Source organism: Phytopseudomonas seleniipraecipitans, from assembly GCF_900102335.1.
Lineage (GTDB): Bacteria > Pseudomonadota > Gammaproteobacteria > Pseudomonadales > Pseudomonadaceae > Aquipseudomonas > Aquipseudomonas seleniipraecipitans.
The window spans coordinates 99,626-126,415 of the sequence record NZ_FNBM01000004.1 but is presented as its reverse complement, the minus strand read 5'-3'; the positions used below and the strand labels follow the sequence as shown (position 1 = coordinate 126,415).

29 protein-coding genes, 1 tRNA gene and 1 pseudogene are annotated in these 26,790 nt (G+C 62.1%); 10 read left to right on the top strand and 21 right to left on the bottom strand.

The annotated features are described in order from the left end of the window. Positions 1–59: 59 nt before the first annotated feature. The gene (locus tag BLS60_RS10615) at positions 60–1,412 is read left to right on the top strand and encodes a DEAD/DEAH box helicase (RefSeq protein ID WP_070881942.1); all 1,353 of its coding nucleotides are present in this window, start codon (positions 60–62) and stop codon (positions 1,410–1,412) included. Positions 1,413–1,463: 51 nt separating this feature from the next. On the opposite strand, the gene BLS60_RS10610 is transcribed toward BLS60_RS10615, so the two are convergent. Both BLS60_RS10610 and BLS60_RS10605 read right to left on the bottom strand, forming a co-directional pair. Beyond that, positions 1,464–1,754: a hypothetical protein gene (locus BLS60_RS10610; RefSeq protein WP_083328670.1), complete on the bottom strand. Its 291-nt coding sequence runs from the start codon at positions 1,752–1,754 to the stop codon at positions 1,464–1,466. A 75-nt stretch (positions 1,755–1,829) separates the two neighbouring features. Continuing rightward, entirely contained in the window at positions 1,830–3,605 is a 1,776-nt protein-coding gene (locus BLS60_RS10605; protein WP_092367702.1) for a S8/S53 family peptidase, read from the bottom strand. 182 nt (positions 3,606–3,787) lie between these two features. Here BLS60_RS10605 and BLS60_RS10600 point away from each other — a divergent pair, with 182 nt between their 5' ends. Beyond that, positions 3,788–4,195: a transcriptional regulator gene (locus BLS60_RS10600; protein ID WP_092367699.1), complete on the top strand. Its 408-nt coding sequence runs from the start codon at positions 3,788–3,790 to the stop codon at positions 4,193–4,195. Between the two features lie 115 nt (positions 4,196–4,310). Then, a complete protein-coding gene (locus BLS60_RS10595; RefSeq protein WP_092367696.1) occupies positions 4,311–5,030 on the top strand; it encodes a substrate-binding periplasmic protein in 720 nt (239 codons plus the stop codon). A 16-nt stretch (positions 5,031–5,046) separates the two neighbouring features. Here BLS60_RS10595 and BLS60_RS10590 read toward each other — a convergent pair whose 3' ends face one another. Together BLS60_RS10590 and BLS60_RS10585 are read right to left on the bottom strand one after the other, a co-directional pair. Then, complete coding sequence (locus BLS60_RS10590; RefSeq protein ID WP_092367693.1) at positions 5,047–7,263, bottom strand: LTA synthase family protein; 2,217 nt, start codon at positions 7,261–7,263, stop codon at positions 5,047–5,049. Positions 7,264–7,533: 270 nt separating this feature from the next. Further along, positions 7,534–7,725: a hypothetical protein gene (locus BLS60_RS10585; RefSeq protein ID WP_175154230.1), complete on the bottom strand. Its 192-nt coding sequence runs from the start codon at positions 7,723–7,725 to the stop codon at positions 7,534–7,536. A gap of 167 nt (positions 7,726–7,892) precedes the next feature. Here BLS60_RS10585 and BLS60_RS10580 point away from each other — a divergent pair, with 167 nt between their 5' ends. Continuing rightward, positions 7,893–8,732: a CvfB family protein gene (locus tag BLS60_RS10580; protein WP_092367690.1), complete on the top strand. Its 840-nt coding sequence runs from the start codon at positions 7,893–7,895 to the stop codon at positions 8,730–8,732. A gap of 70 nt (positions 8,733–8,802) precedes the next feature. Further along, positions 8,803–8,878, top strand: a tRNA-Thr gene (locus tag BLS60_RS10575). Positions 8,879–8,946: 68 nt separating this feature from the next. On the opposite strand, the gene BLS60_RS10570 is transcribed toward BLS60_RS10575, so the two are convergent. From BLS60_RS10570 to BLS60_RS10555, 4 genes are all read right to left on the bottom strand, one after another. After that, entirely contained in the window at positions 8,947–9,948 is a 1,002-nt protein-coding gene (locus BLS60_RS10570) for an NADP-dependent oxidoreductase (protein ID WP_092367687.1), read from the bottom strand. Beyond that, positions 9,945–10,223: an alpha/beta fold hydrolase gene (locus tag BLS60_RS10565; RefSeq protein WP_338061634.1), complete on the bottom strand. Its 279-nt coding sequence runs from the start codon at positions 10,221–10,223 to the stop codon at positions 9,945–9,947. Before BLS60_RS10565 ends, BLS60_RS10570 begins: the two co-directional genes overlap by 4 nt. Positions 10,224–10,358: 135 nt before the next feature. Continuing rightward, positions 10,359–11,147 (bottom strand): SDR family NAD(P)-dependent oxidoreductase, encoded by a 789-nt coding sequence (locus BLS60_RS10560; RefSeq protein WP_092367684.1) that lies wholly within the window; start codon positions 11,145–11,147, stop codon positions 10,359–10,361. Positions 11,148–11,224: 77 nt separating this feature from the next. Beyond that, the gene (locus tag BLS60_RS10555; RefSeq protein ID WP_092367681.1) at positions 11,225–12,304 is read right to left on the bottom strand and encodes an alkene reductase; all 1,080 of its coding nucleotides are present in this window, start codon (positions 12,302–12,304) and stop codon (positions 11,225–11,227) included. Between the two features lie 146 nt (positions 12,305–12,450). Here BLS60_RS10555 and BLS60_RS10550 point away from each other — a divergent pair, with 146 nt between their 5' ends. After that, positions 12,451–13,017, top strand: coding sequence for a TetR/AcrR family transcriptional regulator (locus BLS60_RS10550; RefSeq protein ID WP_092367678.1), 567 nt, complete (start codon positions 12,451–12,453; stop codon positions 13,015–13,017). Between the two features lie 197 nt (positions 13,018–13,214). Here BLS60_RS10550 and BLS60_RS10545 read toward each other — a convergent pair whose 3' ends face one another. The 4 genes from BLS60_RS10545 to BLS60_RS10530 form a co-directional block, all read right to left on the bottom strand. Next, on the bottom strand, positions 13,215–13,895 hold the full coding sequence (locus BLS60_RS10545; protein WP_092367675.1) for a DsbA family protein: 681 nt from the start codon (positions 13,893–13,895) through the stop codon (positions 13,215–13,217). A gap of 114 nt (positions 13,896–14,009) precedes the next feature. After that, positions 14,010–14,324 carry an AzlD family protein gene (locus BLS60_RS10540; protein WP_092367672.1) on the bottom strand — a complete coding sequence of 105 codons (315 nt, stop codon included), beginning with the start codon at positions 14,322–14,324 and terminating at the stop codon, positions 14,010–14,012. Beyond that, the gene (locus tag BLS60_RS10535; RefSeq protein ID WP_244153394.1) at positions 14,321–15,031 is read right to left on the bottom strand and encodes an AzlC family ABC transporter permease; all 711 of its coding nucleotides are present in this window, start codon (positions 15,029–15,031) and stop codon (positions 14,321–14,323) included. Before BLS60_RS10535 ends, BLS60_RS10540 begins: the two co-directional genes overlap by 4 nt. A 222-nt stretch (positions 15,032–15,253) precedes the next feature. Continuing rightward, the gene (locus tag BLS60_RS10530) at positions 15,254–16,963 is read right to left on the bottom strand and encodes an amidase (RefSeq protein ID WP_092367666.1); all 1,710 of its coding nucleotides are present in this window, start codon (positions 16,961–16,963) and stop codon (positions 15,254–15,256) included. A gap of 228 nt (positions 16,964–17,191) precedes the next feature. Between BLS60_RS10530 and BLS60_RS10525 the strand changes: the two genes are divergently transcribed. From BLS60_RS10525 to BLS60_RS10510, 4 genes are all read left to right on the top strand, one after another. Next, complete coding sequence (locus tag BLS60_RS10525; protein ID WP_070881950.1) at positions 17,192–17,764, top strand: flavin reductase family protein; 573 nt, start codon at positions 17,192–17,194, stop codon at positions 17,762–17,764. A gap of 80 nt (positions 17,765–17,844) precedes the next feature. Continuing rightward, entirely contained in the window at positions 17,845–18,186 is a 342-nt protein-coding gene (locus BLS60_RS10520; protein ID WP_092367663.1) for a hypothetical protein, read from the top strand. Between the two features lie 125 nt (positions 18,187–18,311). Continuing rightward, a complete protein-coding gene (locus BLS60_RS10515; RefSeq protein ID WP_070881952.1) occupies positions 18,312–18,623 on the top strand; it encodes a DUF485 domain-containing protein in 312 nt (103 codons plus the stop codon). Beyond that, positions 18,620–20,275, top strand: coding sequence for a cation acetate symporter (locus tag BLS60_RS10510; RefSeq protein WP_070881953.1), 1,656 nt, complete (start codon positions 18,620–18,622; stop codon positions 20,273–20,275). Before BLS60_RS10515 ends, BLS60_RS10510 begins: the two co-directional genes overlap by 4 nt. A gap of 122 nt (positions 20,276–20,397) precedes the next feature. On the opposite strand, the gene BLS60_RS10505 is transcribed toward BLS60_RS10510, so the two are convergent. The 9 genes and pseudogenes from BLS60_RS10505 to BLS60_RS10465 form a co-directional block, all read right to left on the bottom strand. Then, positions 20,398–21,429 (bottom strand): GGDEF domain-containing protein, encoded by a 1,032-nt coding sequence (locus BLS60_RS10505; protein ID WP_092367660.1) that lies wholly within the window; start codon positions 21,427–21,429, stop codon positions 20,398–20,400. A 172-nt stretch (positions 21,430–21,601) separates the two neighbouring features. Continuing rightward, positions 21,602–21,925 (bottom strand): GNAT family N-acetyltransferase, encoded by a 324-nt coding sequence (locus tag BLS60_RS10500; RefSeq protein WP_338061635.1) that lies wholly within the window; start codon positions 21,923–21,925, stop codon positions 21,602–21,604. Between the two features lie 144 nt (positions 21,926–22,069). After that, positions 22,070–22,402, bottom strand: coding sequence for a DUF2025 family protein (locus BLS60_RS10495; RefSeq protein WP_092367658.1), 333 nt, complete (start codon positions 22,400–22,402; stop codon positions 22,070–22,072). Positions 22,403–22,498: 96 nt separating this feature from the next. Next, positions 22,499–22,753, bottom strand: coding sequence for a hypothetical protein (locus tag BLS60_RS10490; protein WP_092367655.1), 255 nt, complete (start codon positions 22,751–22,753; stop codon positions 22,499–22,501). 134 nt (positions 22,754–22,887) lie between these two features. Next, positions 22,888–23,293: pseudogene (locus BLS60_RS10485) on the bottom strand (NUDIX hydrolase). Between the two features lie 3 nt (positions 23,294–23,296). After that, entirely contained in the window at positions 23,297–23,890 is a 594-nt protein-coding gene (locus BLS60_RS10480) for a hypothetical protein (RefSeq protein ID WP_092367652.1), read from the bottom strand. 179 nt (positions 23,891–24,069) lie between these two features. Then, positions 24,070–24,771 (bottom strand): YebC/PmpR family DNA-binding transcriptional regulator, encoded by a 702-nt coding sequence (locus tag BLS60_RS10475; RefSeq protein WP_070881960.1) that lies wholly within the window; start codon positions 24,769–24,771, stop codon positions 24,070–24,072. 117 nt (positions 24,772–24,888) lie between these two features. Continuing rightward, positions 24,889–25,395 carry a hypothetical protein gene (locus tag BLS60_RS10470; protein ID WP_070881961.1) on the bottom strand — a complete coding sequence of 169 codons (507 nt, stop codon included), beginning with the start codon at positions 25,393–25,395 and terminating at the stop codon, positions 24,889–24,891. A gap of 105 nt (positions 25,396–25,500) precedes the next feature. Next, complete coding sequence (locus tag BLS60_RS10465; protein WP_070881962.1) at positions 25,501–26,757, bottom strand: serine hydrolase domain-containing protein; 1,257 nt, start codon at positions 26,755–26,757, stop codon at positions 25,501–25,503. Positions 26,758–26,790: the final 33 nt, after the last annotated feature.

The window sequence follows — 26,790 nt, the reverse complement described above, 5'->3', positions numbered from 1 at the left end:
CCGAGGCGCGAACGCGGTAACCTATGCGGCTGATTTAGCATTTGCATCGAGGTTGTCCCGTGTTTGCCCAATTTGCCCTGCATGAACGCCTGCTCAAAGCCGTGGCCGAGCTTAATTTCGTCGAGCCGACTCCGGTACAGGCAGCGGCGATTCCGCCTGCGCTGCAGGGCAAGGATCTGCGTGTCACCGCCCAGACCGGGAGCGGCAAGACCGCGGCCTTCGTGCTGCCGATGTTGCATCGCCTGCTCGGTGACGGTAATTCCAAGCAGCGCCTGAGCGTACGTGCGCTGATCCTGCTGCCGACCCGCGAGCTGGCCCAGCAGACCCTCAAGGAAGTCGAGCGCTTCGCCCAGTTCACCTTTCTCAAGGCTGGCCTGGTGACCGGTGGTGAAGACTTCAAGGTGCAGGCGGCGATGATGCGCAAGATCGACATCCTGATCGGCACGCCGGGCCGTCTGATCGAGCACGCCAATGCGGGCAACCTGCTGTTCGACGACGTTGAAATGCTGGTGCTGGACGAAGCCGACCGCATGCTCGACATGGGCTTCGCCGAAGACGTGCAGCGTTTGGCGGAGCTGTGCGGCAACGAGCACCAGACCCTGTTGTTCTCTGCCACCAGCGGCGGCGCCAGCCTGCGTGAAGTGATCGCCAAGGTGCTGCGTGACCCGCTGCACTTGCAGCTCAATCGCGTCAGTGAACTGGCCGAAGGCACGCGTCAGCAGATCATCACGGCCGACCACAACCATCACAAGGAACAGTTGGTCGAGTGGCTGCTGAGCAACGAGACCTACGACAAGGCGATCATCTTCACCAACACGCGTGCCCAGGCCGATCGCCTGTACGGCAAGCTGGTGGCCAAGGAATTCAAGACCTTCGTGCTGCACGGCGAGAAGGACCAGAAGGATCGCAAGCTGGCCATCGACCGCCTGCGCCAGGGCGCGGTAAAAGTGCTGGTCGCCACCGATGTCGCCGCTCGCGGTCTGGACGTCGATGGTCTCGATCTGGTGATCAACTTCGACATGCCACGTTCCGGCGATGACTACGTGCACCGTGTTGGCCGTACCGGCCGTGCCGGTAGCGAAGGCACGGCGATCTCGCTGATTACCCACGGTGACTGGAACCTGATGTCGAGCATCGAGCGCTACCTCAAGCAGCGTTTCGAGCGGCGCAGCATCAAGGAGCACAAAGGCGTCTATCAGGGGCCGAAGAACCTCAAGGCGTCTGGCAAGGCAGTAGGCCCGAAAAAGAAAAAGGTCGACCCGAAAACCGGCAAGAAGATCGCCAAGAAGCCAGCGGCGAAAACCCCGGCCAAACGCAATACGGTAAACAAGCCGAAGAGCGATGCGCCGACCCTGATCAGTCAGGACGGCCTGGCGCCACTGAAGCGCAAGGCGCCTTCCACCGACGCGTGATCCCCGCGCAAGGCTGACTGGCGCATCCTGCTGCGCCAGTCGTTGCCTGGATCATTCCACCTGTTCCTCGACCTCGGCGCCGATCTCTTCGAGTTCGCGCAGGCGTTGGTCGTACGCATCGCAGTCGGTACCGAGCTTCTGTGCTTCGGTTTGCGGTTGCGCCTCCTTGAGTTCCTGTCGCAGCAACGCGGCCCGTTCGGGATCGCGCTGAGTAATTTCCTCTACCTTGGCCGCCAGCTCCTGCGCCTTGGCGCTGGCTTCGTCGGCGGTGCAGGCCTGCGCTTGGCCCATGCCATAAAGCGCCAGGGCCAGGCCGCAAAGCGGCGCTATCTGCTTGATCATGCTCGGTTCCTCACGCTTGAGTCCGTGCGGTTGAGTATCCGCCCAGCGTGAAGGTTCAGGCTTTTGCCCGGCGCCTTATTTGTTCTGATCCAGGCTCCTGACCGTCAGATCCAGCGCCTTTTGCATGTCCAGACGCGCCGAGCGGCCGATGTCCTTGTCGTTCAGATTGAAGCCACGTTCGGATGGCAGGATGGGCGCGGTCAGGTCGTCGGCGTCGGTCGGCTCAAAGTCGAACTCTTCGCCGATGGTCATGGCGCTGCGACGCAGCAGCATGCGCAGTTGATCGGGGTGCAGTTCTGGGTTGATCGACATCAGCGCGGCGACCACGCCCGCCACCAGCGGCGTGGCGTAGGAGGTGCCGCAATGTACCTTGCCCTGTTCGTTTTCGGCGGCGGTGGACGCACGCACGCAGGCGGCGGCCGTGATGTCGACACGGGTGTCGACGTTCGAGGAGCTGCGGCGAGTGACGTAGGCCGGGTCGTCAACCGCGACATCCTGTCGTTCGCTGCGCTGGTGGCCGCCGACCACGAACAGTTGCTCGGTGACGAAGGACGAGGGCAAGCGGTAGTCGTCGGCGCCGGAGAACGAGGCACCATTACCCGCGGAGTTGATCACCACCACGTCCGGGTGCTCGCGGCGCAGCCACAGGAAAAACTCCTCAAGCAGTTCCTCGTAACCGCTCATTGCCACGCCCGAGCGCACCAGCGAATCGATTTCGTCGCCATGAATGTTCTTGGCGCCGACGCGGTGAATGCCCCAGCTCCAATTCAGCACACGCACGCCATCTTCCACCAGGTTCACCGAAGCCGCGACGTTGGCGGTGATGCCAGCGTCGGAGTTGCGGTCGACGATCACCTCGAAGCCCGGGCCGGCGCCGTCCAGGCCGCGCAGGAAGCCGGTGTTGCCGCCGTCGTTCCAGCGCGCGGCGAGAATGCCGGCAACGGTGGAACCATGGCCGTTGGGTTTATCGGCGTCGCGGCTGTACAGGCGGGTATGCGGCGTGTGGCCCTGGCGGTCGGCTGCGCCGAGGTAGTCTTTGAAGTCCGGCGCGTCGAAGTCGACGTTGCGTTCGATCAGCCCGATGCGCACGGGGGTTGTCGTGATGGGCGAGCCTTTCGACGGAATGCGCCGCTGGTAGTAATTGACGGCATCGAGGAAACGGTTCGCGGCCCATTCTTCCTCGTCGAGATGGTCGTTGGCTGACTCGCCGCTGGGTGCTTCCTGCTCCTCCGCCGAGGACTCCTCGATCACCACGGCATCAACGCTCAGCTCGCTGCCCAGGCGCAGTACCAGTGCGTCGCGCTGAATCAGGTTCTTGGCCGGCAGGCGCAGCTGGAAGGTATTGAGCGGCGGAATTGCCCCCACTACTTCAGCGCCGTATTTCTTTGCCAGCGCCCTGGCCGTCTCGAGACCCTTGGCATCCTCCTCGATGACCACGCTGACCAGGTCGACGTAGGTATTCAGGCCGTCCATGTTCTTGGCCACTTCGTTGGGCTTGGCCGCCACAACGTGGCTGCCGGCCATGGACAGCCACACCGGATTGCTCGCCGCATCGCCCTGTTGTAACCACAGCGGGCCGCTGCGATAGCGGCCGCTGTCCAGGGTGATGCGCAGGCCCTCGCGCCGGTCGATGGCGCTGGCGGGCAGCGGCTTGCCATCAAGCAGCACCTGCAGCTCACCGTTAGCGATACCGCGGGCGTCGAGGCAGAAGGCCTGGCGCTGGGTGTCCAGCACGTCTTCGCAGCGATACAGGTGTTTGAGCCGCAGGGGCTCAGCGGCCAGTACCGACGGCGCGAGGGCTGCCAGAAGCAAGGCGCTGAGAACAGGGCGCAGCGGTGGCCGGCGGAGCATGGGTAAGTCCTTTGTACGAGGGGGAGATGCGCCTCAGACTGGCGCCGTTTGCCTTGGTTCACGCGGCGTTTGGGCAGATAGGACGAACCTTGCCCAGCGCAGCGGCGTCACAGTTTTACAGGCGCCTGCGGGTGCCGCATCCGATAGTCCCATCGGGTGCCTGAATGGTGGGAGATGATGATATGACGACTCAGACCCAAACCCATAACTGGGATCTCATCGAGCGCATGCTGCACGCGGTGCAGAACAGCGCTGGTCAGCCCTTCGTGCCGCGCCGCTGCGCCGAGGAATTGGCCGAAGCCCTGCAACAGGCCGGGCAGGAGGTGCGGGACGTTGACGGGCTCAAGGCTCAGGCCGACCGCTATGAAGCCACGCTGCTCGAGGGCGGCTTCATCGAATCACGTCCCGAATGCGAGGGCGGCAATGGTGAGAACTTCATGCTCACGCCGCGCGGCTCGCAGTTGCTGAGCATGATCGACAGCACCTTCCCGGGCGAAGAGCACCCGCGCGAGGTATTGGATCAACACGGTGAGGCTGCGCTGACGCCGGACGTTTTCGACGGCCTGGCGCCCAAGGCGACGCTGGTATGAGGCACTGATTCGTCAGTGAGCACCCTTGCCGCTATTATGCAGTGCGGCGCTGGACAGCCTGGGGCGCTGCCGCTATACCCACAGGCTATGGAGCGGATGAGTGGCAGGTAGGCAGATGAAGGTGTTGATGCTCGGGCTGTCTCTCGTCGCCTTCAACTGCCTGGCAGAGGAGCTTAGCGTGGGGTTTGGTACGCACAAACCTCCCTATGTATTTGAGCGCGAGAACAAAGGGCTGGAGTTCGACATCGTGGTGGCGGCCGCTCGGGCCGCCGGTTTCACGGTCAAGCCCTATTATTCACCCATGGAGCGCTTGCATCGGTCCTTCTTGCTGGGCGAAATCGATGCCATGACCACCACCAATCCCCAGGGCGGCATCGCGCCCTACTATTCGAAGCCCTATATCCATTACCAGAACGTTGCCATGTCGCTGGCTGCTCGCGGCTACACGATCGAGCGCATCAGTGACCTGCGGCGCCATTCGGTGCGCGCCTTCCAGCGGGCACGGTTCCTGCTCGGCGACGACTTCCGGCAAATGGCTGAAAGCAACCCGCGTTATCACGAGGAGGCCCAGCAGGTGGCCCGCAACCGGCTGCTCTACAGTGGCCGCGTGGATGTGGTGATCGGCGATCGGCGCATCCTGCACTACTTCAACCGTGAGGTGTACGCCCAGGTGGATGTCGGCCAGCCGGTGGTCGAATACCTGCTGTTTCCTGCGACGCCCTACCACCTGGGGCTGCACGACGAGTCAGTGCGTGATCGCTTCGACCAGGGGCTGGCAGAGATCCGGGCGAGTGGCGAGTACGCCGAGATCGAGCGGCGTTACGCGATCTACTAAGTGCAGCGAGCGTGGCTCACTGCGCCAGCTCGGAGGTGTCTTCCTCGCCCTGAGCGGCCAGCAGCTCAGCTTCTATCGGCCGGGTTTCGACGCTGAAATCGGTGATTTCGATCGCGCCTTTGCCTTCACCCACCAAGTGGAAGGAAAACGCCTTGCGCGTGTCGAGGTTGTCGAACGCGAAGCTGAGCTCCAGCGGCTGGCCTTCCTTTAGCAGGGGGATCTCCGGAATGTTGATCAGCACATCACGGTCGAACTCCTTGGTCTTCAGGCGCAGCGTGGCGCCCGAGTCGGCCATCTTCAGCGCATTGATCTTCAAGGTCACCGTGGTCTGCGTGCCTTTCGGCAATTCCAGGTACTGGGCGCCAATCAGGTTGTCGGCCCAGTCATCGCCTGGCGTAGTACGCAGGCGGATGCGCTCGTTGCTGGCGAACTGCAGCAATTGGTTACCCTGACCGTCGCTGAGCGAGCGATCCAGTAATTCCGCCCGCTGGCTGACCTGTCGTGCCGGCTTGCCGCTCAACCGGCCCAGGTAGTCGGCATGCTCGGCGATGAAACCGGGACTGGCGTAACGGCGGCACACTTGCTGGAAGTTGCACTCGGTCAAGGTGCCGCGGCCATCATGCTCGCGCAGCAGGCCGTTGGTGTAGGAGATGATCTCGCGGCCCTGGGCATAATCGCGCAGCATCGAGCGGCCAGTGATATCGGCTGGCAGCGGCAGGGCGAAGTAGTCGAGGATAGAGGCGGTCAGGTCGACGTGCCCGTAAACGCCGCGCTTGAGCGACGGCAGCTGAGCCTGCTCCGGCGCGAGCATCAGGTTGAAGCCCCAGGCTGAGGCCAGGCGGACGTTCTCGATGCCGTGAGACTCATCCGAGGTGACCACCACCAGGGTGTCGTCGAGCACACCACGCTTTTCCAGTGCATCGAGGAATTCACCAACCGCATCGTCCAAGTAGGCAATGGCCGCCTGCTTGGCGCTGGGGTAACGGTCGAGGTAATCGGCTGGGGCCGAGTAGGGCTGGTGTGTGCCGACGGTCAACAGCGTCAGCATCCAGGGTGCTTTTTGTTTACGCAGGCCGTCGACGTAGGTTAGCGCACCTTCGAAATAGGCACGATCATCCATGCCCCAGGCGAAATCGAGGTACGGCGTATTGCGAAACCAGTCGCGGCCCAGGGTTTTTTCAAAGCCCATGCGCGGCATGATCTGATCCTTGGCCATGAAGCGCAGCCCGGCACCCTGCAGGAAATGCGTGCTGAAACCCTGTTCGCGCAACTGCGCCGGCAGGCACTGGGCACTGCGTTCGGCGTTGGCCAGCAGCTCGATACCCTTCGGAGTGCCTGAGGCCAGTTTGTCGTAGTCGCCGCAGAGCATCGCATAGAGGCCGCGGATGGTCTGGTGGCCGTGCAGCACGTAATCGCTGGTCAGCATGCCGCGTTCGGCCCACTGGCTCAGGCGCGGCATCGGGTCGGCATCGTAGCTGCTACCGATAGCCTGGCGGCTGGCCGCGAGGTAGGCGCCGGGAATGCCTTCCAGGGTGATGATCAGTACGTTGCGCGCGCGGCCAGGCTCGCTCAGCAGCGGGGTGCCGTCCATATCCTGGAGGGTCAGGCCCGTGATGTCTGGCGGGCTGCCTGGTTGGCCTTTAGCAATCCAGTCCTCGACCCTCATTTGCGCCAGGCTGAGGCTTTCGGCCAGCAACTTGTGGGGCAGGTTGAACTGCAGCCATTGATCCGCTTCGCTGGGGCTGCGGTACTGGTACACGGCGTGAGTCACGAACAGCCCGAGCGGTAGCAGCAGCCAGGCAGTCGAGGCCTTTGCAGCCTGCTGTTTGCGACCGGCGATCAGCAGAATGAAAAATGCCAGGACCACCGAAATCATTGCCGCAGCTAGCCAGGGATGGGTGAGCCCGCCACCTTGGGTCGAGTGGCTGAGAAATTGTGCGTCGGTCAGGTACTGCAGGTCAGCCGGTTCCGGCATGCGGCCGACAGCGCTCACCAGTTCAATGGTGCCGAGGTTCAGCGTTACCCAGCCGACGATCAGTGGAATGCCGAGCAGCAGGCCGCGACGCTGTGCCAGCCAGAGCAACAGGCTGCCGATGGCCAGATCCGAAAGGTAACCGAAGGGATGCGACCAGCCCAGGGCGTAGCGGCTAACCAGTGGAAGGACGATGAACAGGACAACCAGCGCGGCCAGCGCACTACCGGGTCGCTGCAGCCTGGGGCTGAAAAAACGCACGTATATTCCTTAAACAAAAACCAGTGATCGACGTGCCCGCGTGAGCGCTGTCGGATCGCTTTATAGAGTGGCAAGCAGGCAGGGCGCTGAGCTGTACGAGCGCAACATTGAAAGCGGGCTGACATTATTCTGAAACATACGTGTGCTCATCGCCAGCGAGAAGCGGCGAAGACGAGAATTATGTCGTTCAAATCATTGCCCGGACGGGCGGGGGAAGGTTGCCGACCTGGCGCCTGGGATACAGACGCTGCAGGTCGATACAGACCGGTATTACTTCTTGGCGATGGTAATGTGGCGGCTGGCTGGACCGTTGGTCTGGCCGCTCACGCCTTTGGCAATCTCTTGGATCTTGCCGCCGGACTGGAGGAACGCCGCAATCTGGGCGTTGATCGATTCGCTGGTTTCCACCGCTGGGGCGGGTTTAGCTTTGCTCTGGGATGCTTTGACGCGCATGACGGCCATTTAACCTACTCGAGAATCAAGATGGCCGCCTATTGTACCACCGAGAGGCGCCTCACTGTTCATTCAATGACCAATGGGCAGAAAATGCCTGGGGCCCGGCGCGCACAAGCCGAGAATCCAGCGGGCGAGTCGGGTAAACTGCCGGCCTGAAAATGAGGGTAGGCACCATGGCTGTTATCGGACGTATGAATTCCTTGCAGGTCGTCAAGCACACCGACTTCGGTCTGTATCTGGATGGCGGGGCGGATGGCGAGATCCTGCTGCCCAAGCGCTACATCCCCAAGGAGACGCCGAGCGAGGTAGAAGACTGGCTCAACGTGTTCGTCTATCTCGACAGCGAAGACAAGCTGATCGCCACCACCGAGAAACCCAAGGTGCAGGTGGGCGAGTTCGCCAGCTTGAAAGTGGTGGACATCAACCGCGTCGGCCTGTTTCTCGATTGGGGCCTGCCCAAGGATCTGCTGCTGCCGCACTCAGAAGAGAAGCGCCCGCTGCAGATCGGTGATTACTGCGTGGTGCACGTGTTCGTCGACAAGCGCAGCCGGCGCATCACCGCAACGGCGCGACTGGATCGTTACCTCGACAAGGTGCCAGCCAGCTACAGGAACGGCGAAGAGGTCGACCTGCTGGTGGTTGAGCAGACCGACATGGGTTTCAAGGCGGTCATCAACGGCAAGCATTGGGGGCTGATTCACAAGAACGAAGTGATCGGCTTCATGCGCCCCGGTATTCGCCAGCCCGGCTTCATTAAGGAACTGCGCAGCGATGGCAAGATCAGCCTGAGCCTGCAGCCCATTGGCCAGCAGGCCGCAGACAGCCTCAGCGAACAGATACTCAACCGCCTGCGCGACAGTGGCGGCGTGCTGGAATTGAGCGACAAGAGCTCACCGGAGCGTATCAGCGAGCTGTTCCGGGTCAGCAAGGGCAACTTCAAGAAAGCCATTGGCGGCCTATATAAGCAGGGCCTGATCCATATTCATGAAGACCGCATCGAGTTGGTCGGGTAAATCCTGCGGCCCGTCTGGCGCCTCAAAAATTGCTTGAGCGGCGCCAGCAGGCTGCTAAATTAACTCCCCCGCCGGTGTAGCTCAGTCGGTAGAGCAGCGCACTCGTAACGCGAAGGTCGTAGGTTCGATTCCTATCTCCGGCACCATCTGCACAACAAAAAGCCCGCTTTCGAGCGGGCTTTTTGTTGTGTGTTGAGCGGCGCCAAGGCTGCGTTCATCGCATCTTGACGACGATCTTGCCTTTCGCGCGGCCGCTAACAACGTGGGCCAAGGCTTCGGCCGTGGCCTCGAACGGTAGAACCTGTTCGACCACCGGGCGGATGGCGCCCGCTTCGATCAGCGTGGTGATTGCGCTCAGTTGCGTGCCCTCGGCCCGCATGAACACGAAGGAATAGCGCACGCTGCGCTGCTTGGCCTGTTTACGGATGCGGCGGCTCAGCAGACGCATCACCAGTTTCAGCGGCCAGCGCAGCCCTTGCTCGGTGGCGAATTCGGGTGTGGGCGGGCCGGAGATAGAAATCAGCTGGCCGCCAGGCTTGAGTACCTGCAGCGATTTCTTCAGCACGTCGTTGCCGAGGCTGTTGAGCACCACGTCGTAGCCGCTTAATTCGGCGGCAAAGTCCTGCTGGCGGTAATCGATCACCACATCTGCGCCCAGCGCCTTTACCCACTCGACGTTGCTCGTGCTGGTGGTGGTGGCGACAAAGGCGCCCAGGTGTTTGGCGAGTTGGATGGCCAGGGTGCCGACGCCGCCGGAACCTGCATGAATCAGTACTCTCTGGCCTTTCTTCAGTTGTGCCGTTTCGACGAGCACCTGCCAGGCCGTCAGCGCCACCAGCGGAACGCTGGCTGCCTCCTCCATGGACAGGTTGGTCGGCTTGAGTGCCAGTGCGTCTTCCCTTACGGCGATGCGTTCGGCGAAGCTGCCGATACGATCCTGGTCAGGCCGTGCGTAGACTTCGTCGCCGGCCTTGAAGCGCGTGACGCTCGCGCCGACTCTGAGCACCGTACCGGCGAGGTCGTTGCCGAGCGTCAGCGGCATGCGGTAGGGCAGAATCAGCTTGAACTCGCCCGACCTGATCTTGGCATCCAGCAGGTTCACACTGGCGGCATGCACCTGGACCAGCACATCGGTGTCCTGCATGTCCGGCTCGGGAACATCGGCAATCCGCCCGACTTCCTTCTTGGCATAACGGTCAATGATGAAAGCTTTCACAGGGCGGATTCCTTGGTGTTCAGGGGGCAGTCGGTAAGGTCATTCATGCAGAAACGCCAGGACGCGGGCCACGAAATCGCCGGGTACTGGAAGATCGAGCCATGTCCGGTGTCCAGGTGGATGACCAGCCGGGCGTCCGGTAGCCGATCCGCCAGCTCACGGCTCAGCGTCGTGGGAGCCATGATGTCGTGGTCACCGTTGGCCATCAGCACCGGAATACGGATGCGGCACAGGTCCTGTGGCAGTTGCTCACCCCCAGGCCTTGATGGCCTCACGCTGACGCAAGAATGCAGACGGGCCGGCCGCGGTCGGCGAAAGTTGTTGCGCTCATCCTCACCAAGCGGTTCGGTGCAGCGTTGTAGCCCTGGGTTTGGGCAGGGATGAGCGCGTTCATGGAGGCGTGGCTTCGATCAGCCGGTTGTCCGGTAACGTTCGGCCGCATTGGTCATACGGATGTCGGAGAGCAGCAGCTTGCGCGCGGTGTCCAGTGCCTCCCAGCGCTCGGCGACGTGCAGCGGCGGGATGGTGACCAGTTCGCGGCGGTCGAAACCGACCAGTGCGGCATCGACCAGCTCGCCGACTTCCATCACCTCAGGCAGCGTGTTGATGTCGATGCCGGCGCGCTCCCAGATCTCGGTGCGGGTCGCGGCGGGCAGTACCGCCTGCACGTACACGCCCTTGGGCGCCAGTTCCAGGCTCAGGCCTTGGGACAGGAACAGCACGTAGGCCTTTGCCGCCCCGTAAATACTCATGCCGAATTCGGGTGACAGGCCGACCACTGAACCCAGGTTGACGATCGCGCCTTCGCCGGCTTGTGCAAAGCGCGGTGCAATGGCATTGGCCAGCCGCGTCAGGGCGGTGATGTTCAGGGAAATCAGCCGGTCGACAGCCTGTGCGTCCTGGGTCACGAACGCGCCGGCCTGGGCCAGGCCGGCGTTGTTGATCAGGATGCCGATGCTGGCGTCCTCACGCAGGCGGGCCTCGACGGCGGCCAGGTCGCCAGCTTGCGTCAGGTCGGCGCGCAGCACATCGACGGTAACCCCGGTTTCTGCCTGTAGGCGTGCTGCCAGGGTATCCAGGCGGCCCTTGTCACGGGCGACCAGGACGAGATTGTGGCCGCGACGGGCGAAGCGGTCGGCATACACAGCGCCGATGCCCGAAGAGGCGCCGGTGATCAGAACAGTTGGGAGCGTAGTCATGGGAAGTGCCTTGATGGGGGGACTGAATCGGGCCGCCTGCCAGGCAGTGCGGCTCCTGCGTGTGGAAGCCGGGTGGTTCAAGTCAGTGCGGGGTAGTCGGTGTAGCCCTTCGCGCCGCCGCCATACAGGGTGGCGGGGTCCAGGGGCGCGAGCGGCGCATTGGCGCTGAGCCGCTCGACCAGATCCGGGTTGCTGATGAAGGCACGACCGAAGGCGACCAGATCGGTTTTGCCTTGGGCGATTCGGTCGGTGGCCAGGTCCAGGTCATAGCCGTTGTTGGCCAGGTAAACCTGCTTGAAGCGGCTGCGCAGCGCGTCGTAATCGAACGGTGCGACATCGCGCGGGCCTCCGGTAGCGCCTTCCACCACATGCAGGTACACCACACCGAGGGCGTTGAGTTGCTCGACGATGTAGTCGTACTGAGGCTGCGGATCGCTGCAGCTGATATCCGATGCTGGCGAAACCGGCGAGATGCGCACACCGGTGCGCTCAGCGCCGATTTCCTTGGCCACCGCGGCGGTCACCTCCAGCAGCAGGCGGGCACGGTTTTCGATGGTACCGCCGTAGCGGTCGGTGCGCTGGTTGGCGCCATCCTTGACGAACTGCTCGAGCAGGTAGCCATTGGCGCCGTGCACTTCGACGCCGTCGAAGCCGGCGGCTATCGCGTTGGCAGCAGCCTGGCGGAAGTCCTCGACGAGGGCCGGCAGTTCATCGAGTTCCAGCGCACGGGGTTCGGATACATCGTGGAAGCCATTGTTGACGAATGTCTTGGTAGCGGCACGGATAGCCGATGGCGCCACCGGGGCGTTGCCGCCAGGCTGCAGGTCGACGTGCGAGACACGGCCCACGTGCCACAGCTGCACGAAAATGCGTCCGCCTTTGGCGTGCACCGCATCGGTCACCTTGCGCCAGCCGGCGATCTGTTCGGCCGTGTAGAGACCGGGGGTGTCCTGATAACCCTGAGCCTGGGCGGAGACCTGCGTGGCTTCGCTGATGATCAGGCCCGCCGAGGCGCGCTGGGCGTAATAGGTGGCTGCCAGCTCGCTGGGCACCAGGCCCTTGCCGGCACGGTTGCGGGTCAGTGGCGCCATGACAATGCGATTGTCGAGGGTCAGCGCACCGAGGGTGAAAGGTTCGAAAATCGGTTGGTCAGTCATGTCATGCCTCTGTGATGGGGAAAGCGGTTTGATGCAGTCGCTTTAATGATTATGTTTGTAATCATAATAGTCAATGGTTTTGATTTTGGTCGACATCAATGTAGGATTGCCGCTTGTATTGAGCTCAGTTCAAGCGAGGCCACGCCGTGAAAGTCAGCAAAGCGCAGGTGCAGGCGAACCGTGCACACATCGTCGAGACGGCATCGAAGCTGTTTCGCGAACATGGTTACGATGGAATCGGCATCGCCGATCTGATGGGGGCCGCGGGATTTACCCACGGCGGCTTCTACAAGCATTTCGGTTCGAAGGCAGATTTGATGGCAGAAGCGGCGGTACACGGGCTCGCGCAGTCAGCCGAGGAAAGCCAAGGCATCGATCTGGCCGCCTTCGTGAAGTATTACGTGTCGCGTGAGCACCGCGATGGCCCCGGCCAAGGCTGCACCCTGGCCGCGCTGTGTGCCGATGCGTCGCGTCAGCCAGCTTTCGTCAAGGAGACCTTCGCCGCTGGCATTGAACGCCAGCTGGGCGCCACCGAACTCGACGGCGATTCGGAGCGTGAGGAACGAGCCAGGAAGATCAACACCATGGCGCATGCGGTGGGCGCCATCGTGCTGTCGCGCGCCTGCCCGGACGACAGCGCGCTGGCGCAGGAGATTCTTGACCTGTGCCGTGAGCAGATTCTCGCGACCTTGCCACCGGCAGTCGCCAAGTAGACGCAGATGCACGCTAGTCTGCGCGCGGTTTGATCACCCTGTGGCTGCCGCTTGTTCGAGCATGAACCGGCCATTAATACCGGTCTGAGGCGAGCGTGCCCTGGATCAGCGCGCGTGGCCATTAGCCCGATCACATGGCTATTGCTGCCCGCCGTGCTGCCTGGCGGACTCATCAGCAGACACAGAGCAACCAATGATCAGCCCAGCGCGCCGCTGAACCTTGTGTGAAGCTCGTTCAGCAGGACGTCGCGTCCCTGATACAGAGCAGTCGATGGGATGGTGTGCAGCTTGCCATCTACTTCAGCCAGCAGTTGTGGCACACCGCGAATGCCGAGGCGGCTCATCAACTGTCGAGTCGAGCGGATACGTGCGTCGGTCTGCTGAGCCAGTGTCGAGTCTGTCTCCAGGCGCTGGCTGAGTTGCGTAGCTTCAACGGCATGGCCTGCATCGTTGAGAGCTGCGGCAGTGACCTCTGCGACGACCTGGGCGCTGGAGGTGTTCCGGCCCGCCACGTACCTGGCCAGTTGCAGATGCCTGAGCAGCGTGGGTTCCAGTTCGCTGCTGATTTGTCGAACCGCTGTCAGAGCCAAGTTGATGGCCGTGGAGTCGAACGGCGTGCTGCCGTCCAGCAGCACCTGATCATGGTACGCGTCGCTGAATACCTCGCCGGTGGCCGTCGCGATGCGCTGATCGTTGCTCCAGGCGTAGGCAGCCCAGTCGGCGGACATGGGCCGAGCACCAGCGCCCGAGAACATCCCGCTGGGCAACAGATCGAGCTGCGCCGGCCACTCTTGGGTGAGTGCAGCCAGTGCAGGCGAGCTTGCATAGCACCAGCCGCACAGCGGATCAAATATGTACTGGAAACGAATCGATGCCATGGTCGACGCCCTCGGGAAATACCAATGGCAGCACTCTAGGGCGTCCGGGGCTGCGGATATACCGGTCTCTGGTTGACGCTTTGTTGCTTCAAACGTGCTGATGATGGCTACCGCTCAGGCGATGACGTGCCGCACGATGCCAGCCACCAGTATCCCCGCAGCAATTGCCGGCAGCGGTTTCTTGACCAGCAACATGACGACGGCGGTGGTCAGCAGAGCCAGCCGTGCACCGCTGTCACCTTCCAGCGCCAGGGGCGCCAGCAGCGCAACCAGTACCGATCCGGACATGGCGTTGATGAATTGCTGAGTCCGGGTATTTATCGGCACGAATGACATGACGAAAATTCCGCCCCAGCGTGTGGCAAGCGTGACCACCGCCATAACGGCAACCACGATCAGGGCGCCGTGACCGGCTGATTCGATCATCATGCTTTTTTCTCCATCCACAGCGCGCCGAGCAGGCCACCCGCCAGCGCGCCGACCACCACATGGCTGTTGCTGGGCAGGTACCAGTAGGCGAGAAGCGAAGCGGCGGCGGCGAGTGCCCAGATGATCAGCATGCGCAGGTTCTTCTGGCCGCCAACGACCATGGCCAGCAGGAAGCAGCCCATCACCATGTCCAGGCCGAAACTCACCGGGTCATCGATGGCGCTGCCGAAGTAGATACCCAGCCAGGTGCCCAGCAGCCAGGAGGCCCAGAGTGCCAAGCCGCCGCCGAGGAGCAGGCCGAGCCCGGGTTCGCCGCGGCTGAAGGCCTGCATCGACATCGCCCAGTTGGCGTCAGACGCCACGAACATGACGCCGTAACGTTTGGCGGGTGGCAGATTACGCAGCCAGGGATACAGCGTGGCGCCCATCAGCAGGTGGCGGGCGTTGATTGCGAACACGGTCAGTGCCAGAGGCACCAGTGGGATATGAGTGCCCCACATATCCAGCGCGGCGAACTGCGATGCACCAGCAAACACCAGCGCACTCATGCTCAAGCTGGTCGCGGTGCCCAGCCCGGTCTGGGTCGCGGCAAGCCCGAACGCCAAGCCGAACAGCACCACAAATGCCGAAATCGGTAGGAACTGCTTGAAGCCAGCCCAGGCGATGGACAGGTTAATCGCTTCCAGATCTTTATCACTGCTTGGCACGTACCGCTCCTGGTTTATGGCACGCGTGTTTTTCGCCATCGCGCTTTCTTCCATTCAACAACCTGCAAGTGTGCGTCTGGCCGGCACGCCGGCAAAGCGCATTATTCGACTGGCTGTCAGTCGATATGCTCATGCAAGAGCCTTGGTGCAACTCAACTGCGCTCAGGCCAGGTGTGGAGAGGGCTGCAAGACCGGCCGCTCCGCGCCGGCCCCGCGGACCGATCAGTCCTTCGACAATGGCGGTGTACGTGGCGGAATCTGCCGTTTCGAGCCGGTGGACTCGTAAGCGCAGGCCAGCTTTAGCAACGCCGAATCGTCGTAGGCGCGGCCGGCAAAGGTCAGCCCGACCGGCATGCCGATATCCGTCATCACGCCCATCGGCACGGTGACCGTCGGCACGCCGAGGTGGCGAATGGCGAGGTTGCCGTTGGCGACCCACACACCATTGCTCCAGGCGATATCCGCAGAGGCCGGGTTTACATCGGCGTCTGCCGGGCCCACATCGGCAACGGTGGGGAACAGCACGGCGTCCAGCCCCAGCTGTTCCATCCACTGCTCGAGATCGATCTGCCGGGTTTTCTCCAGGCCGCGCAGCCCATCGGGCAGCGTGGCAATCTCGTTCCAAGGTGTGATCCCGCGCTGGGCCATGCGCACGTATTCATCCATGCCAGCAGCGAGGTCGTCCTCGCGGTTCGGCAGGGTGCCGGGGTCGTGGGGGAAAATCAGCGGGCCGTCGACATCGGCCAGGCGGTTCAGCTTGGGGTCGCCATTCGCACGCAGGAAATCGTCGAAGGCCCAACCGGACAGCTCCCACAACTCGTCATGCAGAAACTCCCTGGAAACCATCCCGCGGTTGTACACAGTCGGCGCGCCTGGGCGATCGCCCTCGCAGTTGGAAACCAGCGGGAAATCCACCTCGACTACGTTAGCGCCGGCGGCCTCCAGCGCCTGACGGGCGTTTTCCCATAGGGCGATCACCGAGGCGCGAGTGTGGATGCGCTGCCCGGTCGGGCCGCCGATGCCTGGCGATTCGCTGGTGCCTGCGTCGGGATCGGCGTTGATAAACATACGTGGCACGCCGAAGCGCTTACCAGCGAGCGCCGCTGCACCTGCGGCCAATGCCTGGTAAGCAGCGGGCCTGACCGACGACGCTTTGGGAATCGGCACCCAGTGCTGCAAGCGCCACAAGTCGCCGCGGGTATCGGCGTCATCGGCGACGATTACATCCAGCACCTCGAGCAGGTCGGCCATATTGCGCGCGTAGGGCACAACCACGTCCATGGTCGGGGTCAGCGGCCAGTTGCCGCGCACCGAGATCACCCCGCGTGACGGCGTATAGGCGCACAGGCCGTTGTTGGACGCCGGCCCGCGACCGCTCGACCAGGTTTCCTCGGCCAGGCCGAATGCGGCGAAACTTGCTGCCGTAGCGGTGCCGGCACCGTTCGACGAGCCCGAGGCAAAGGGCGCGGTGAGGTAATCCGGGTTGTACGGACTTTCGGCGCGACCATATACGCCGCGCTGCATGCCGCCATTGGCCATCGGTGGCATGTTGGTCTTGCCCAGGCAGATGGCACCCGCCGCGCGCAGCCGTTCGACCGTGAAGGCATCGCGATAGGCAACCAGGTCCTTGAAGGCCGGGCTGCCGGAGGCGGCGGTCATCCCCTTGACCAGGTAACTGTCCTTGGCCGTATAGGGGATGCCATCGAGTGGGCTTAACGTCTCGCCGCGCGCCCGGCGGCCATCGGACGCTTCGGCTTCGCGCACGGCATCCGGGTTGCGCACCACCACCGCATTGAGTGCGGTAGCCGTCTGTGGACCATCGTAGGCGTCGATCCTGGCGAGGTAAGCATTGACCAACTCGACGGCTGTGGTACGGCCGGATTCGAGCGCGGCGCGCAGTTGGGCGATGGAAGCTTCGGTTACCTCGATCATGGTCTCACCACTGTTAGCTGACAGGCGGGTGACGTGCTGCGTCACGCGGCGCCCGAATAGGTTGGTGGCTATCAAAGCCAGGCACGGGCATCGATTCTAGTGTGCTGGAGGCGTTAGGGGCAGTCCGCTCGCTCAAGTTGTTCCGGGCGCGCTCGGCACATGGGTAGCGCCGGAGACATGCCATGTGATGCTGTAAAGTGGCGCTCTGGTCTTTCAGAGAGGTTCGTCATGCATAACCCGATCAAGCCCGTTAGCCTCGACAGGGCCTACCGACTGATTAACCACGGCCCCACGGTACTGGTTTCGGCACGGCACGACGGTGTCGACGATGTGATGGCGGCCGCCTGGGTCTGTGCCCTGGATTTCGATCCGCCCAAGCTCACCGTGGTGCTGGACAAGATCACCGCAACGCGCGTGCTGGTCGAGCGCAGCGGCCTGTTCGTCATCCAGGTGCCCACGGTCGCGCAGCTGGAGCTGACTCACCAGGTCGGTACACGGAGCCTCAATGACGAGCCGGCCAAGCTGGCCAGTGTCGGCGTCGAGTGCTTCGGCCTGGGTGACCACGACCTGCCGTTCGTGGCGGGTTGCTCAGCCTGGCTGGCCTGCCGCCTGATCGCTGAACCCCATAACCAGCAGGCGTATGACCTGTTCATCGGCGAAGTAATCGGTGCTTGGGCGGACTCGCGGGTTTTCCACGACGGCCGCTGGCACTTCGAAGAGGCCGATCCCGCTTGGCGCAGCATCCATCATGTGGCCGGTGGTCATTTTTATGGGATCGGCGAGGCGCTGGGCAGCAAATAATCCGCCGTCGACGCTGTCTCAGCTAGGCATGGGGCCGCGGCGCCATTCGCCCGCTGCCTGAACCGTATTCGGAGCTCGAGATGAAATCACTGATCCGCTTCACCCTGCTGCTGGCCGCGCTGGCCACCACGGCGGCCTGGGCCGACGAGCGCACGCCGCAGACCATCCGCGTGATCCCCAAGGCATACATCAGCCCGGGCGCCAGCGGCAGTATCCAGACCTACGAGCGTCAGGAGCGTTACGACATTCACGGCGGCCAGTACATTCCGCGCAACATCGACTCGACTCGCTATGAAAGCGGCCAGCGCAGCTCGACGTTCGAGACCCGTGGCGGCATTCGGCAGAGCACCGAATACCCGAACGGTTATGAAATCCAGCGGTACCCGGGGCAGGGCACGCAGCAGTACCAGCAGCAGCGCTGACCGTACCGGAGCATTAGACTTTGGTCTAAAAAGCACCGGGCTTCGACTAAGGTCGTCTGTCGCCGGCTGAGCGCCGATTTACAGTTGTCCCAACCAGCATCCAGCTGGGTGAGGATAACAATAAAATGAACGACAGCATTTATCGGCGGATCGAGCAAAGTCCGCATTTCAAGGAGCTGGTAGCCAAGCGTGAGCGGTTCGCCTGGATACTCTCCGCCATCATGCTCGGCATCTACGTTGGCTTTATTCTGCTGATCGCATTCGTGCCAGGCTGGCTCGGAACACGTATCTCTGATAGCTCCCCGGTCACCTGGGGTATTCCAGTGGGTCTCGGCGTCATCCTCTCGGCGTTCGTGCTGACCGGCATCTACGTGCGTCGTGCCAACAGCGAGTTCGACAACCTGAACCAGGTGATCCTGGATGAGGTGGGCAAATGATTGGCCGTATTCTTTCCGCGTTGGCCTTGATGGCCCTGGCCCCTGCGTTGTGGGCCGATGCGCTGGCCGGCGATGTGCAGAAACAGGCGGTCAACACGCCCGCAATCCTGATGTTCCTCGCGTTCGTTGGCGGCACGCTGTGCATCACCTACTGGGCCTCGAAGCGCAGCAAATCGACTTCCGACTTCTACACCGCTGGGGGCGGTATCACTGGCTTCCAGAATGGTTTGGCAATCGCTGGTGACTACATGTCGGCAGCGTCCTTCCTGGGTATTTCCGCGCTGGTGTTCACCTCGGGCTACGACGGCCTGATCTACTCCATCGGCTTCCTGGTCGGCTGGCCGGTGATCCTCTTCCTGATCGCCGAGCGCTTGCGCAACCTGGGCAAGTACACCTTTGCTGACGTGGCGTCCTATCGCCTGAAACAGAAGGAAATTCGCACCCTTTCAGCCAGCGGCTCGCTGGTTGTGGTGGCGTTCTACCTGATCGCGCAAATGGTCGGCGCCGGTAAGCTGATCCAGCTGCTGTTCGGCCTCGATTACCATGTGGCGGTCGTGCTGGTCGGCATCCTGATGGTGATGTACGTGCTGTTCGGCGGCATGTTGGCCACCACCTGGGTACAGATCATCAAGGCGGTGCTGCTGCTCTCCGGTGCGTCGTTCATGGCCTTCATGGTGATGAAACACGTCGGCTTCAACTTCAACACGCTATTCACCGAAGCCATCAAGGTTCACGCCAACGGCGAAGCCATCATGAGCCCAGGCGGTTTGGTGAAAGACCCGATTTCGGCGATTTCCCTCGGCCTCGCGCTGATGTTCGGTACCGCTGGTCTGCCGCACATCCTCATGCGCTTCTTCACGGTTGGTGATGCCAAGGAAGCCCGTAAATCAGTTTTTTACGCCACTGGTTTTATCGGTTACTTCTACATCCTGACCTTCATCATCGGCTTCGGCGCGATTCTGCTGGTCAGCACCAACCCGGCCTTCAAGGACGCTGCTGGCGCACTGCTGGGCGGCAACAACATGGCGGCGGTTCACCTGGCCAACGCGGTAGGTGGCAGCATCTTCTTGGGCTTCATCTCGGCAGTAGCCTTCGCCACCATCCTCGCGGTGGTTGCAGGTCTGACCCTGGCAGGTGCCTCGGCGGTGTCTCACGACCTGTACGCCAGCGTGATCAAGAAAGGCAACGTCAACGAGAAGGATGAACTGCGCGTATCGAAGATCACCACGGTGTGCCTGGGCGTCCTGGCCATTGGCCTGGGTATCCTCTTCGAGAAGCAGAACATTGCCTTCATGGTCGGTCTGGCATTCTCGATCGCGGCGAGCTGTAACTTCCCCGTGCTGTTCCTCAGCATGTACTGGAAGAACCTGACCACCCGTGGCGCCATGATCGGCGGCTGGCTGGGCTTGATTACAGCGGTCGTGTTGATGGTGCTCGGCCCAACCATCTGGGTCACGGTACTCGGCCACGAGAAGGCGATCTTCCCGTACGAATACCCGGCACTGTTCTCCATCATCGTCGCGTTCGTCGGTATCTGGTTCTTCTCGATCACCGACAAGTCCGAATCGGCTGCGGAGGAACGCGCTCTGTTCCTGCCACAGTTCGTGCGCTCGCACACCGGTCTGGGGGCCAGTGGCGCTTCGTCCCACTGATCAACGGGCAGGACAAGAAAGGGGCAGCCTCAGGGCTGCCCCTTTTCTTTTGCGTAGTGATTGGTAATGGATGGCCGAGCTACACAGCGGAGGGCTCGCTCGCCTGGCATGGATAGCGCTTGCTAGGCCAGTTTCAGCGTCTCGCTGTGATCGATACGGATGCAGTTACGGCCGGCATGTTTGGCGTGATAGAGCTGTTGATCTGCCCGTTGCAGCCAGCTTTCCCAGGTCTCACTGGCGCGTAGGACCGCGCCGCCCATGGAGACAGTGACCGGGCCGCCCGGGCTCTTCAGATGTTCGGCGATGTCTGCCTGCAGGTGCTCAGCGGCGCTGAGCAGCCCGTGCTCGTCGGTGTTGTTGAGCAGCAGCAGGAATTCCTCGCCGCCAAAGCGAAACAGCCGGTCTGCATCGCGAATATTAAGGGTGATCCGTTCCACCAAACTGACCAGCACCTGATCACCCGCCTGGTGGCCGAAGCGGTCGTTGATCTGTTTGAAATGGTCGAGATCCATCAACAGAACGGCAGCGCTGGTGCGGTGGCGACGGCGAGTGGAGACGGCAATCTTCAGCTCCTCGTTCATTACCCGGCGGTTACGGGCGCCGGTCAATGGGTCGCGGGTCGCCCAGGCGTGCAGTTGTTCGCGTTGGTGCTGGGTGCGGTAGGCAAAAATGAACGTCAGTATGCTGGCCATCAGGGCTGTGACCAGAAACGACAGCATCTGATAGCGGCTTTCGAATACCGTGCCCGGCTGCAGCAGTGCATAAATCGACAGTGCCGCGACGACCAGCACCGTGGCGAGCAACGCCCGTGGCGGCGATACCATGAAAAAGTTGAAGAGGATCAGCGGGTAGATCCAGAACAGTCCGTTGACACCCAGATTGATGGTGATCAGCGTGGCGCACAACGAGAAGATACCGGCCAGGCAGACGCCAGGCTTGACCGTGTCGCCCGTGCGCCAGGCATGGATGACCGCCAGAACGGTCGAAAGCACGATCACCGTGTCGGCGATGCTGACCAGGTAATTACCGTGCAGAACTCGGTACACGGCGTACGGCGATACGCCGAGTACGCCGAACAGGCCCATGAGGGTGATGATCGAGAGTTGGAAGTCCTTGCGCAGCCGCACAAGCACACGCTTCACGTGAATAGCCATGACTGTCATCTAGGGGGTGGACGCACGCACGCTCGGTAACTGCAAGTCTGAATACCTGCAGATAGAGTCTCGAGGTGGCACAGCCGTTCACATTGGCGGGGTATGAAACGCCTTACAAGCGGGTAAAGTGGTCAAAGTGCCAGCATATGTGCCAGCAGGACCAGCGGTATTGTCAGCGCACCAGGGCGTTCAGGTTTTTAGTGCGACGATATCGAGCCAGACGCTCGCTCAGAGGCGCTGGCAGCTGCGCACAGAGTGCAAAACCCCGACGCTCGTAGAATGGCTGCAGATCCGGATGGCAGAACAGCCAGGTCGGCAGTTGAGCGTCGCCTAGCGCATGTTGGAGCAGGGCGCCTGCAACACCCTGCCTGCGGTGGCCGGCGGCAACCAGCAGGCTGGTGAGCCACTGGCCATGAGCGGCAGGCTGGAGGCACAGGGCGGCGACAATCTCATCATCCTTCGCGACCCATACGCGATGCTCAGATCGAGTGCGCATTGCAGAGCGCTGGCTGCGGTAGAACTTGTCCGCCAGCGGCCGTTGTTCGTCGGGCAAGAGGTAGAACGCCAGCATAAAGATCGTAAAGGATGGTGGGGCTTACAGTTTAAATTCCAGCTGCCCGCAAAAACCAGTTCGGCGTTATCAGGTCGGAGTTCGCAGATGGCGTTCGGCGCAGATTTCCGGCAGGTCTTCGCGGCGCAGGTAAACCTGCAAGGGTTCGCCGATATGCAGGCGCTCGTCGATGCGCAGCTTGCACAGCAGTTGCAGGCGGTCGCGCTTGAGCGTCATCAGCGCGGACGACGCAGTGCTTTCCCAAACGAATTCGCTGGTGGGCGTTATGCTGCTTTCGATGACGTCGAGGCCGAAGGAATCTTCGCTAAAACGCACAATGTGTTTGCCAGTCTTGCTATTAAAGCCGACAAAGCCTTGCAGCTGGTCGGCGGCGGCGCAGATGACGGTGGACGTTATGGCCATGATGAACCCTCGCGAATAACAGAGTGGATCACCACAGACTAAAGCTCGGGCGGCAATGGCCTTTGCCGCAGGTCAACGAATCATCGCGGGCGAGGCTCAACCTTCGGGAGTGATAGTGCGCAGTTGCTCAATGTCGCGTATCGAGTTCGACACCCGATAAGTAGGTGCCTGCAGCGCGCTACGAATCTTTTCGTAGTCCTCGTAAGAGAGGCCGCTACGGCTTAGAATTTCCAGCGCGTACTGCTTCACTTCTTCGTTGGTATACGGTCGCTCAGCCGCCGATTGAGGGCTGGCGCAGCCAGTGAGTAGCAGGGTGAGAGCAGTGAGCAGAGCGAGCAGTGAGCGTTGCATGAGAGCACCTGTGAACGAGTCCGTTTGTATGGTTCATAGGCTATTCACTGGGCGCATCGGGCAGAAATCATTCGCTTCGATAGTGGCTATCGCTGCTTCAGCGCAATTCGGCAATTTCTCAGCGCGCTTGGGTATCAGGCGTCTGGCCAGATCAGCGGCAATACGTGGCGGCGTAGCAGCGGCGCCAGATCGACGCTCCGCGGGTCGCTTGCACTCAGCCAGCGTAATTCTTCCAGTTCGGCCGCAGGCTGCACGGGATGTGGAAGTGGGGCGCGGAAGATATCAGCTTCGACCCGGGTGTCCGGCTCATTGGCTGCTGCCTCGCTGAAGTGCCCCCAACGGTGTGAGCGCCGAGGCGGGCAATTGCAGATGCAGCTCTTCGTCGAGTTCGCGTATCAGGGCTTGCAGCGGCGTTTCGCCGCTTTCGCGCTTGCCGCCGGGCAGCATGAACATCTGCGTGCCGCACTTACGCACCAGCAGCAGGCGACCTGCTTCGTCAAACAGGCAGGCGGCTGCAATGTGCAGGGTGCGTGGCGACATGGATCAATGCAAGGTGCTGGGGCGCATAAGCCCGTCGAGGAGACCGACTTTCACCGCCATCAGCGGCGAATTGTTGATCCACACATCGTCGATGACGATGGTGCGACCGATGTCTTCCTTGTCGGCGGCGACGAGCAGGTAGTAGGTGCCGTCCTCCGGTGCTTCGCCGTCCCAGCCGAGGGTAGTCATGCCGACCACGGTGGACGGGCGGGCAGGCTTGTTGGGGATCACCGTGCCGTAGGCATCCATCAGCACGGCGCGCGGCTTAAGGGCGAACTTGTTGATGCCCATACAGGTGTGATCACACAGCGAGTTGACGTTCAGGCGATAGCGCTCGCCCTGTTTCAACTGCAGGGAATACACCCGATAGTTGGACAGCGAGCTGCCGAACTGCATGTTGGCATTGCCGGCCTTGCCAGGCTGCAGGCTGGAATGTGAATCGAGCGGCAGCGGAACGACCTGGGCGTTGTGGATCGCCTCCAGGTTGCTGCGAATGATGCTGTCGTGGGCGGCCACCTTGGACGGCGACGGTGCCTGAGGCGCGCTGCTGCAAGCTCCGAGCATTAAGCAGGCGGCGAAGATAAATGACTTGTGCAAGATGAAGCTCCTGGGCGGCAAATTCCAATTTGCGAATTGCTCGCAAAGAAGGAAGCCGAGCAGTATATCCGGTTATTGCGGCGATACCGTGATGGATGCCCCAATTTCCCGTACATGGAGGATTTTTGAAGCGTGTGCTAGCGCCGCAGGGCCGAGGCCCTGCGGGCATTTATCCGTTCTTAGCCAGCCAGCCCCACGTAGACATTTTGCACGTCGTCGTGGTTGTCGATGGCCTCAAGGAACGCTTCAACCTCCTCGCGTTGCTCGGGTGTCAGGCTCGATACCGGGTTCTTCGGGCGGTAGCCGAGGGAGGCCGAATTGACGGTGAAGCCTTGCTCGGGCAGGGCACGACTGACCAGATCGAGATCGGTCGGCTCGGTGATGAACAGGGTGTTGCCTTCATCAGCTTCGTCGAAGTCCTGAGCGCCGGCTTCGATCGCCGCCAGTTCGGGATCGGCACCGCTGTCGCTGGAGGCTTCGATCAGGCCTACGTGATCGAAATCCCAAGCCACCGAGCCGCTGCTGCCAAGTTGACCCTTGCGGAACAACACGCGTATCTCCGCTACGGTGCGGTTCACGTTGTCGGTCAGGCATTCGACGATCAGCGGCACTTGATGCGGCGCAAAACCTTCATAGGTGGTGCGCTCGAAGTTGACGGTCTCGCCGCTCAGGCCTGCGCCTTTCTTGATCGCGCGGTCCAGCGTGTCCTTGGGCATCGAGGCTTTCTTGGCCTGATGGATGGCCAGGCGCAGCTTGGGGTTCATGTCCGGGTCGGCGCCATTACGTGCGCAGACCATGATTTCCTTGACCAGGCGGCCGAAAATCTTGCCCCTGGCGTTGGCGGCGGCTTCTTTAGGTTTGGCTTTCCACTGGGCGCCCATGTCTGTTCTCTCGGCTATGCGGATAATGGCTTGGCGCGGCCCTTGCTGGGGCCGCACGACGAATCTGGTGGCGGATTTTAATCGCTCGCCGCCGCGCTGGCACCTGCAAATCTCAGATCAGGGGGTTCGCACCAGGCCGTTGACCAGCTCCAGCGCCTTTTCGAACGAGGGATAGCCGCTCTTGGCGACGTCCAGCTCCGCGTAGTCGGCGCGATATTGCTCGGCGCGGATGGGGTCGGCCTCGTCAACCAGAAAGGGTTCGGACCAGATCTTGTACAGCAGCGCCACGGCATAAGGCTGGTGCTGCTGCGCGGCATCCTCCAGCTTGCTGAGTACCTCGTCGGTCTGCGGGCCTTCGCGGATCATCAGGATCGCCTGGTAGAACGCCACCTCGCCAAGCTCGTCCTCGCTTTCGGCGCGGCGTAGCAGGGCGCTGGCCAGTTCATGGGTTTCCATGTCGCCGGACGCCACCAGCAATTTGGCCTGCAGCATGTCGTTCTGGTGGAGCAGCTGGCGGTCCCGGCAGCTGTCACCGCTCAATGGCTCGTCGCAGGAGGTCGAGGCGCAGCCTGCCAGCATCAAGCTCAACAGCACGCAGCCAACGCCGTGTCGGCAATCAATCATAGGTATCCCTCAGGTAAATCTGATGTATCGACCAGCAGGGCGCGACGGGGTTCGGCCAATCAGCGATCTTAGTCCGCCAGCGCCCCGCCTGCACCTGGCCTTCGTTCAGCGCAGCGCTTTGATGGCGGCGCCGATGAACGCGTAGGTTTCCATTTCCCGCTCATCCATCTCCGGTTTTGGCCAAGTGCTCCAGATTACCGCCACGACTTTCTCTTTAGGGTTGATATAGAGGAACTGGCCAAAGATGCCTTGAGCTTCAAAGGCGCCACCAGTGTGCTCCGGCAGCGCTGCGGCGCCAGTTGGGAACAGCCACCACTGGTAGCCATAGCCAAGTGCATACTCGCCGTCGTACAGCTTGCCGGGCTCCAGGTGTGAGCCGGGCACTGCACGGGTGGCGCTCGCCAGCCAGTTGGCGGGCAGGATGCGCTCGCCGTTGATGACTCCGTCATTGAGGATGAACTGACCAAAGCGTGCGTAATCACGCAGCGTTGCGGACAGGCCGCTGCTGCCGATTTCCTGCCCGGCGCGGCTATCCAATTGCCAGAACGCGTCGCGCTCCATACCCAGTCGCGCCCAGATGCGTTCAGAGAGGTAATCGGCGCTGGTCATGCCAGTCGCGGCGCGAACCAGCTCGCTCTGCAGGTGCGACTCGCCGGTGCTGTAGGCGAATGTCGTGCCCGGCGTGTGGGCTTTCTTGAGTGCAGACATCTGCTTGAGCAGGGCGCCCGGGTTGTTGGCCAGTTGCAGCTCGAACATCCGACGCCGGTCGGATTTCGGGTCACGGTAGGTTTCGTCCCAGGCAGCGCCCGAACTCATCTGCAGCATCTGCTCGACGCTCACGCCGTCATAGGCGCCGCCTTTGAGTTGCGGCAGGTAGCGGGTCAGCGGGTCTTTGACGCTGGCGATTTTGCCTTGCTGCACCGCGGCGCCGACCAGGGTCGAGGAAATCGACTTGACCACGCTGAAGGACGTCCAGCGGGTGCTGGCATCGTTGCCCATCGCGTACTTCTCGAGCGCCACCTTGCCGTCCTTGAGGATCAGCACGCCACTGACCTGGTTACGACGCATAAACGCCGCGGTGTCCAGCGATTGGCCGTCGATGCTGTACTGCACGGGCACTTCGGCCCGTGCGGGCAATGGGTAGACCTGCGGGCCGCGGGGCACCGCGCGGGTGAAGAACAGATCGTCCATGTGACGGTAGGTGCCGGGCTGGTAGGCCTGGGGCAGCTCGTAGAGGTCCTGGGCACGGCCAATCAGTTCGGGTTTGTCAGCGGGAGGCGTCTGCGAGCTGGTGCAGGCGCTGAGCAGCAGGGCGATTGCAGACAGAAAAGGCGCGTTGCGACACGGGATTCCGATGCTCATGGTTATTGCCTGAAGGTGGGTAGTGGCATCAAC

What these genes read in the sequence shown, in the direction of transcription:
- BLS60_RS10580 (WP_092367690.1), top strand. Translation starts at nt 7,893, where the DNA reads ATGGCTGTTATCGGACGTATGAATTCCTTGCAGGTCGTCAAGCACACC.
- BLS60_RS10600 (WP_092367699.1), top strand. Translation starts at nt 3,788, where the DNA reads ATGACGACTCAGACCCAAACCCATAACTGGGATCTCATCGAGCGCATG.
- BLS60_RS10555 (WP_092367681.1), bottom strand. Translation starts at nt 12,304, where the DNA reads ATGACTGACCAACCGATTTTCGAACCTTTCACCCTCGGTGCGCTGACC.
- BLS60_RS10520 (WP_092367663.1), top strand. Translation starts at nt 17,845, where the DNA reads ATGAAATCACTGATCCGCTTCACCCTGCTGCTGGCCGCGCTGGCCACC.
- BLS60_RS10540 (WP_092367672.1), bottom strand. Translation starts at nt 14,324, where the DNA reads ATGATGATCGAATCAGCCGGTCACGGCGCCCTGATCGTGGTTGCCGTT.
- BLS60_RS10515 (WP_070881952.1), top strand. Translation starts at nt 18,312, where the DNA reads ATGAACGACAGCATTTATCGGCGGATCGAGCAAAGTCCGCATTTCAAG.
- BLS60_RS10465 (WP_070881962.1), bottom strand. Translation starts at nt 26,757, where the DNA reads ATGAGCATCGGAATCCCGTGTCGCAACGCGCCTTTTCTGTCTGCAATC.
- BLS60_RS10490 (WP_092367655.1), bottom strand. Translation starts at nt 22,753, where the DNA reads ATGCAACGCTCACTGCTCGCTCTGCTCACTGCTCTCACCCTGCTACTC.
- BLS60_RS10530 (WP_092367666.1), bottom strand. Translation starts at nt 16,963, where the DNA reads ATGATCGAGGTAACCGAAGCTTCCATCGCCCAACTGCGCGCCGCGCTC.
- BLS60_RS10510 (WP_070881953.1), top strand. Translation starts at nt 18,620, where the DNA reads ATGATTGGCCGTATTCTTTCCGCGTTGGCCTTGATGGCCCTGGCCCCT.
- BLS60_RS10495 (WP_092367658.1), bottom strand. Translation starts at nt 22,402, where the DNA reads ATGGCCATAACGTCCACCGTCATCTGCGCCGCCGCCGACCAGCTGCAA.
- BLS60_RS10525 (WP_070881950.1), top strand. Translation starts at nt 17,192, where the DNA reads ATGCATAACCCGATCAAGCCCGTTAGCCTCGACAGGGCCTACCGACTG.
- BLS60_RS10545 (WP_092367675.1), bottom strand. Translation starts at nt 13,895, where the DNA reads ATGGCATCGATTCGTTTCCAGTACATATTTGATCCGCTGTGCGGCTGG.
- BLS60_RS10610 (WP_083328670.1), bottom strand. Translation starts at nt 1,754, where the DNA reads ATGATCAAGCAGATAGCGCCGCTTTGCGGCCTGGCCCTGGCGCTTTAT.
- BLS60_RS10595 (WP_092367696.1), top strand. Translation starts at nt 4,311, where the DNA reads ATGAAGGTGTTGATGCTCGGGCTGTCTCTCGTCGCCTTCAACTGCCTG.
- BLS60_RS10585 (WP_175154230.1), bottom strand. Translation starts at nt 7,725, where the DNA reads ATGGCCGTCATGCGCGTCAAAGCATCCCAGAGCAAAGCTAAACCCGCC.
- BLS60_RS10475 (WP_070881960.1), bottom strand. Translation starts at nt 24,771, where the DNA reads ATGGGCGCCCAGTGGAAAGCCAAACCTAAAGAAGCCGCCGCCAACGCC.
- BLS60_RS10560 (WP_092367684.1), bottom strand. Translation starts at nt 11,147, where the DNA reads ATGACTACGCTCCCAACTGTTCTGATCACCGGCGCCTCTTCGGGCATC.
- BLS60_RS10470 (WP_070881961.1), bottom strand. Translation starts at nt 25,395, where the DNA reads ATGATTGATTGCCGACACGGCGTTGGCTGCGTGCTGTTGAGCTTGATG.
- BLS60_RS10605 (WP_092367702.1), bottom strand. Translation starts at nt 3,605, where the DNA reads ATGCTCCGCCGGCCACCGCTGCGCCCTGTTCTCAGCGCCTTGCTTCTG.
- BLS60_RS10500 (WP_338061635.1), bottom strand. Translation starts at nt 21,925, where the DNA reads ATGCGCACTCGATCTGAGCATCGCGTATGGGTCGCGAAGGATGATGAG.
- BLS60_RS10505 (WP_092367660.1), bottom strand. Translation starts at nt 21,429, where the DNA reads ATGGCTATTCACGTGAAGCGTGTGCTTGTGCGGCTGCGCAAGGACTTC.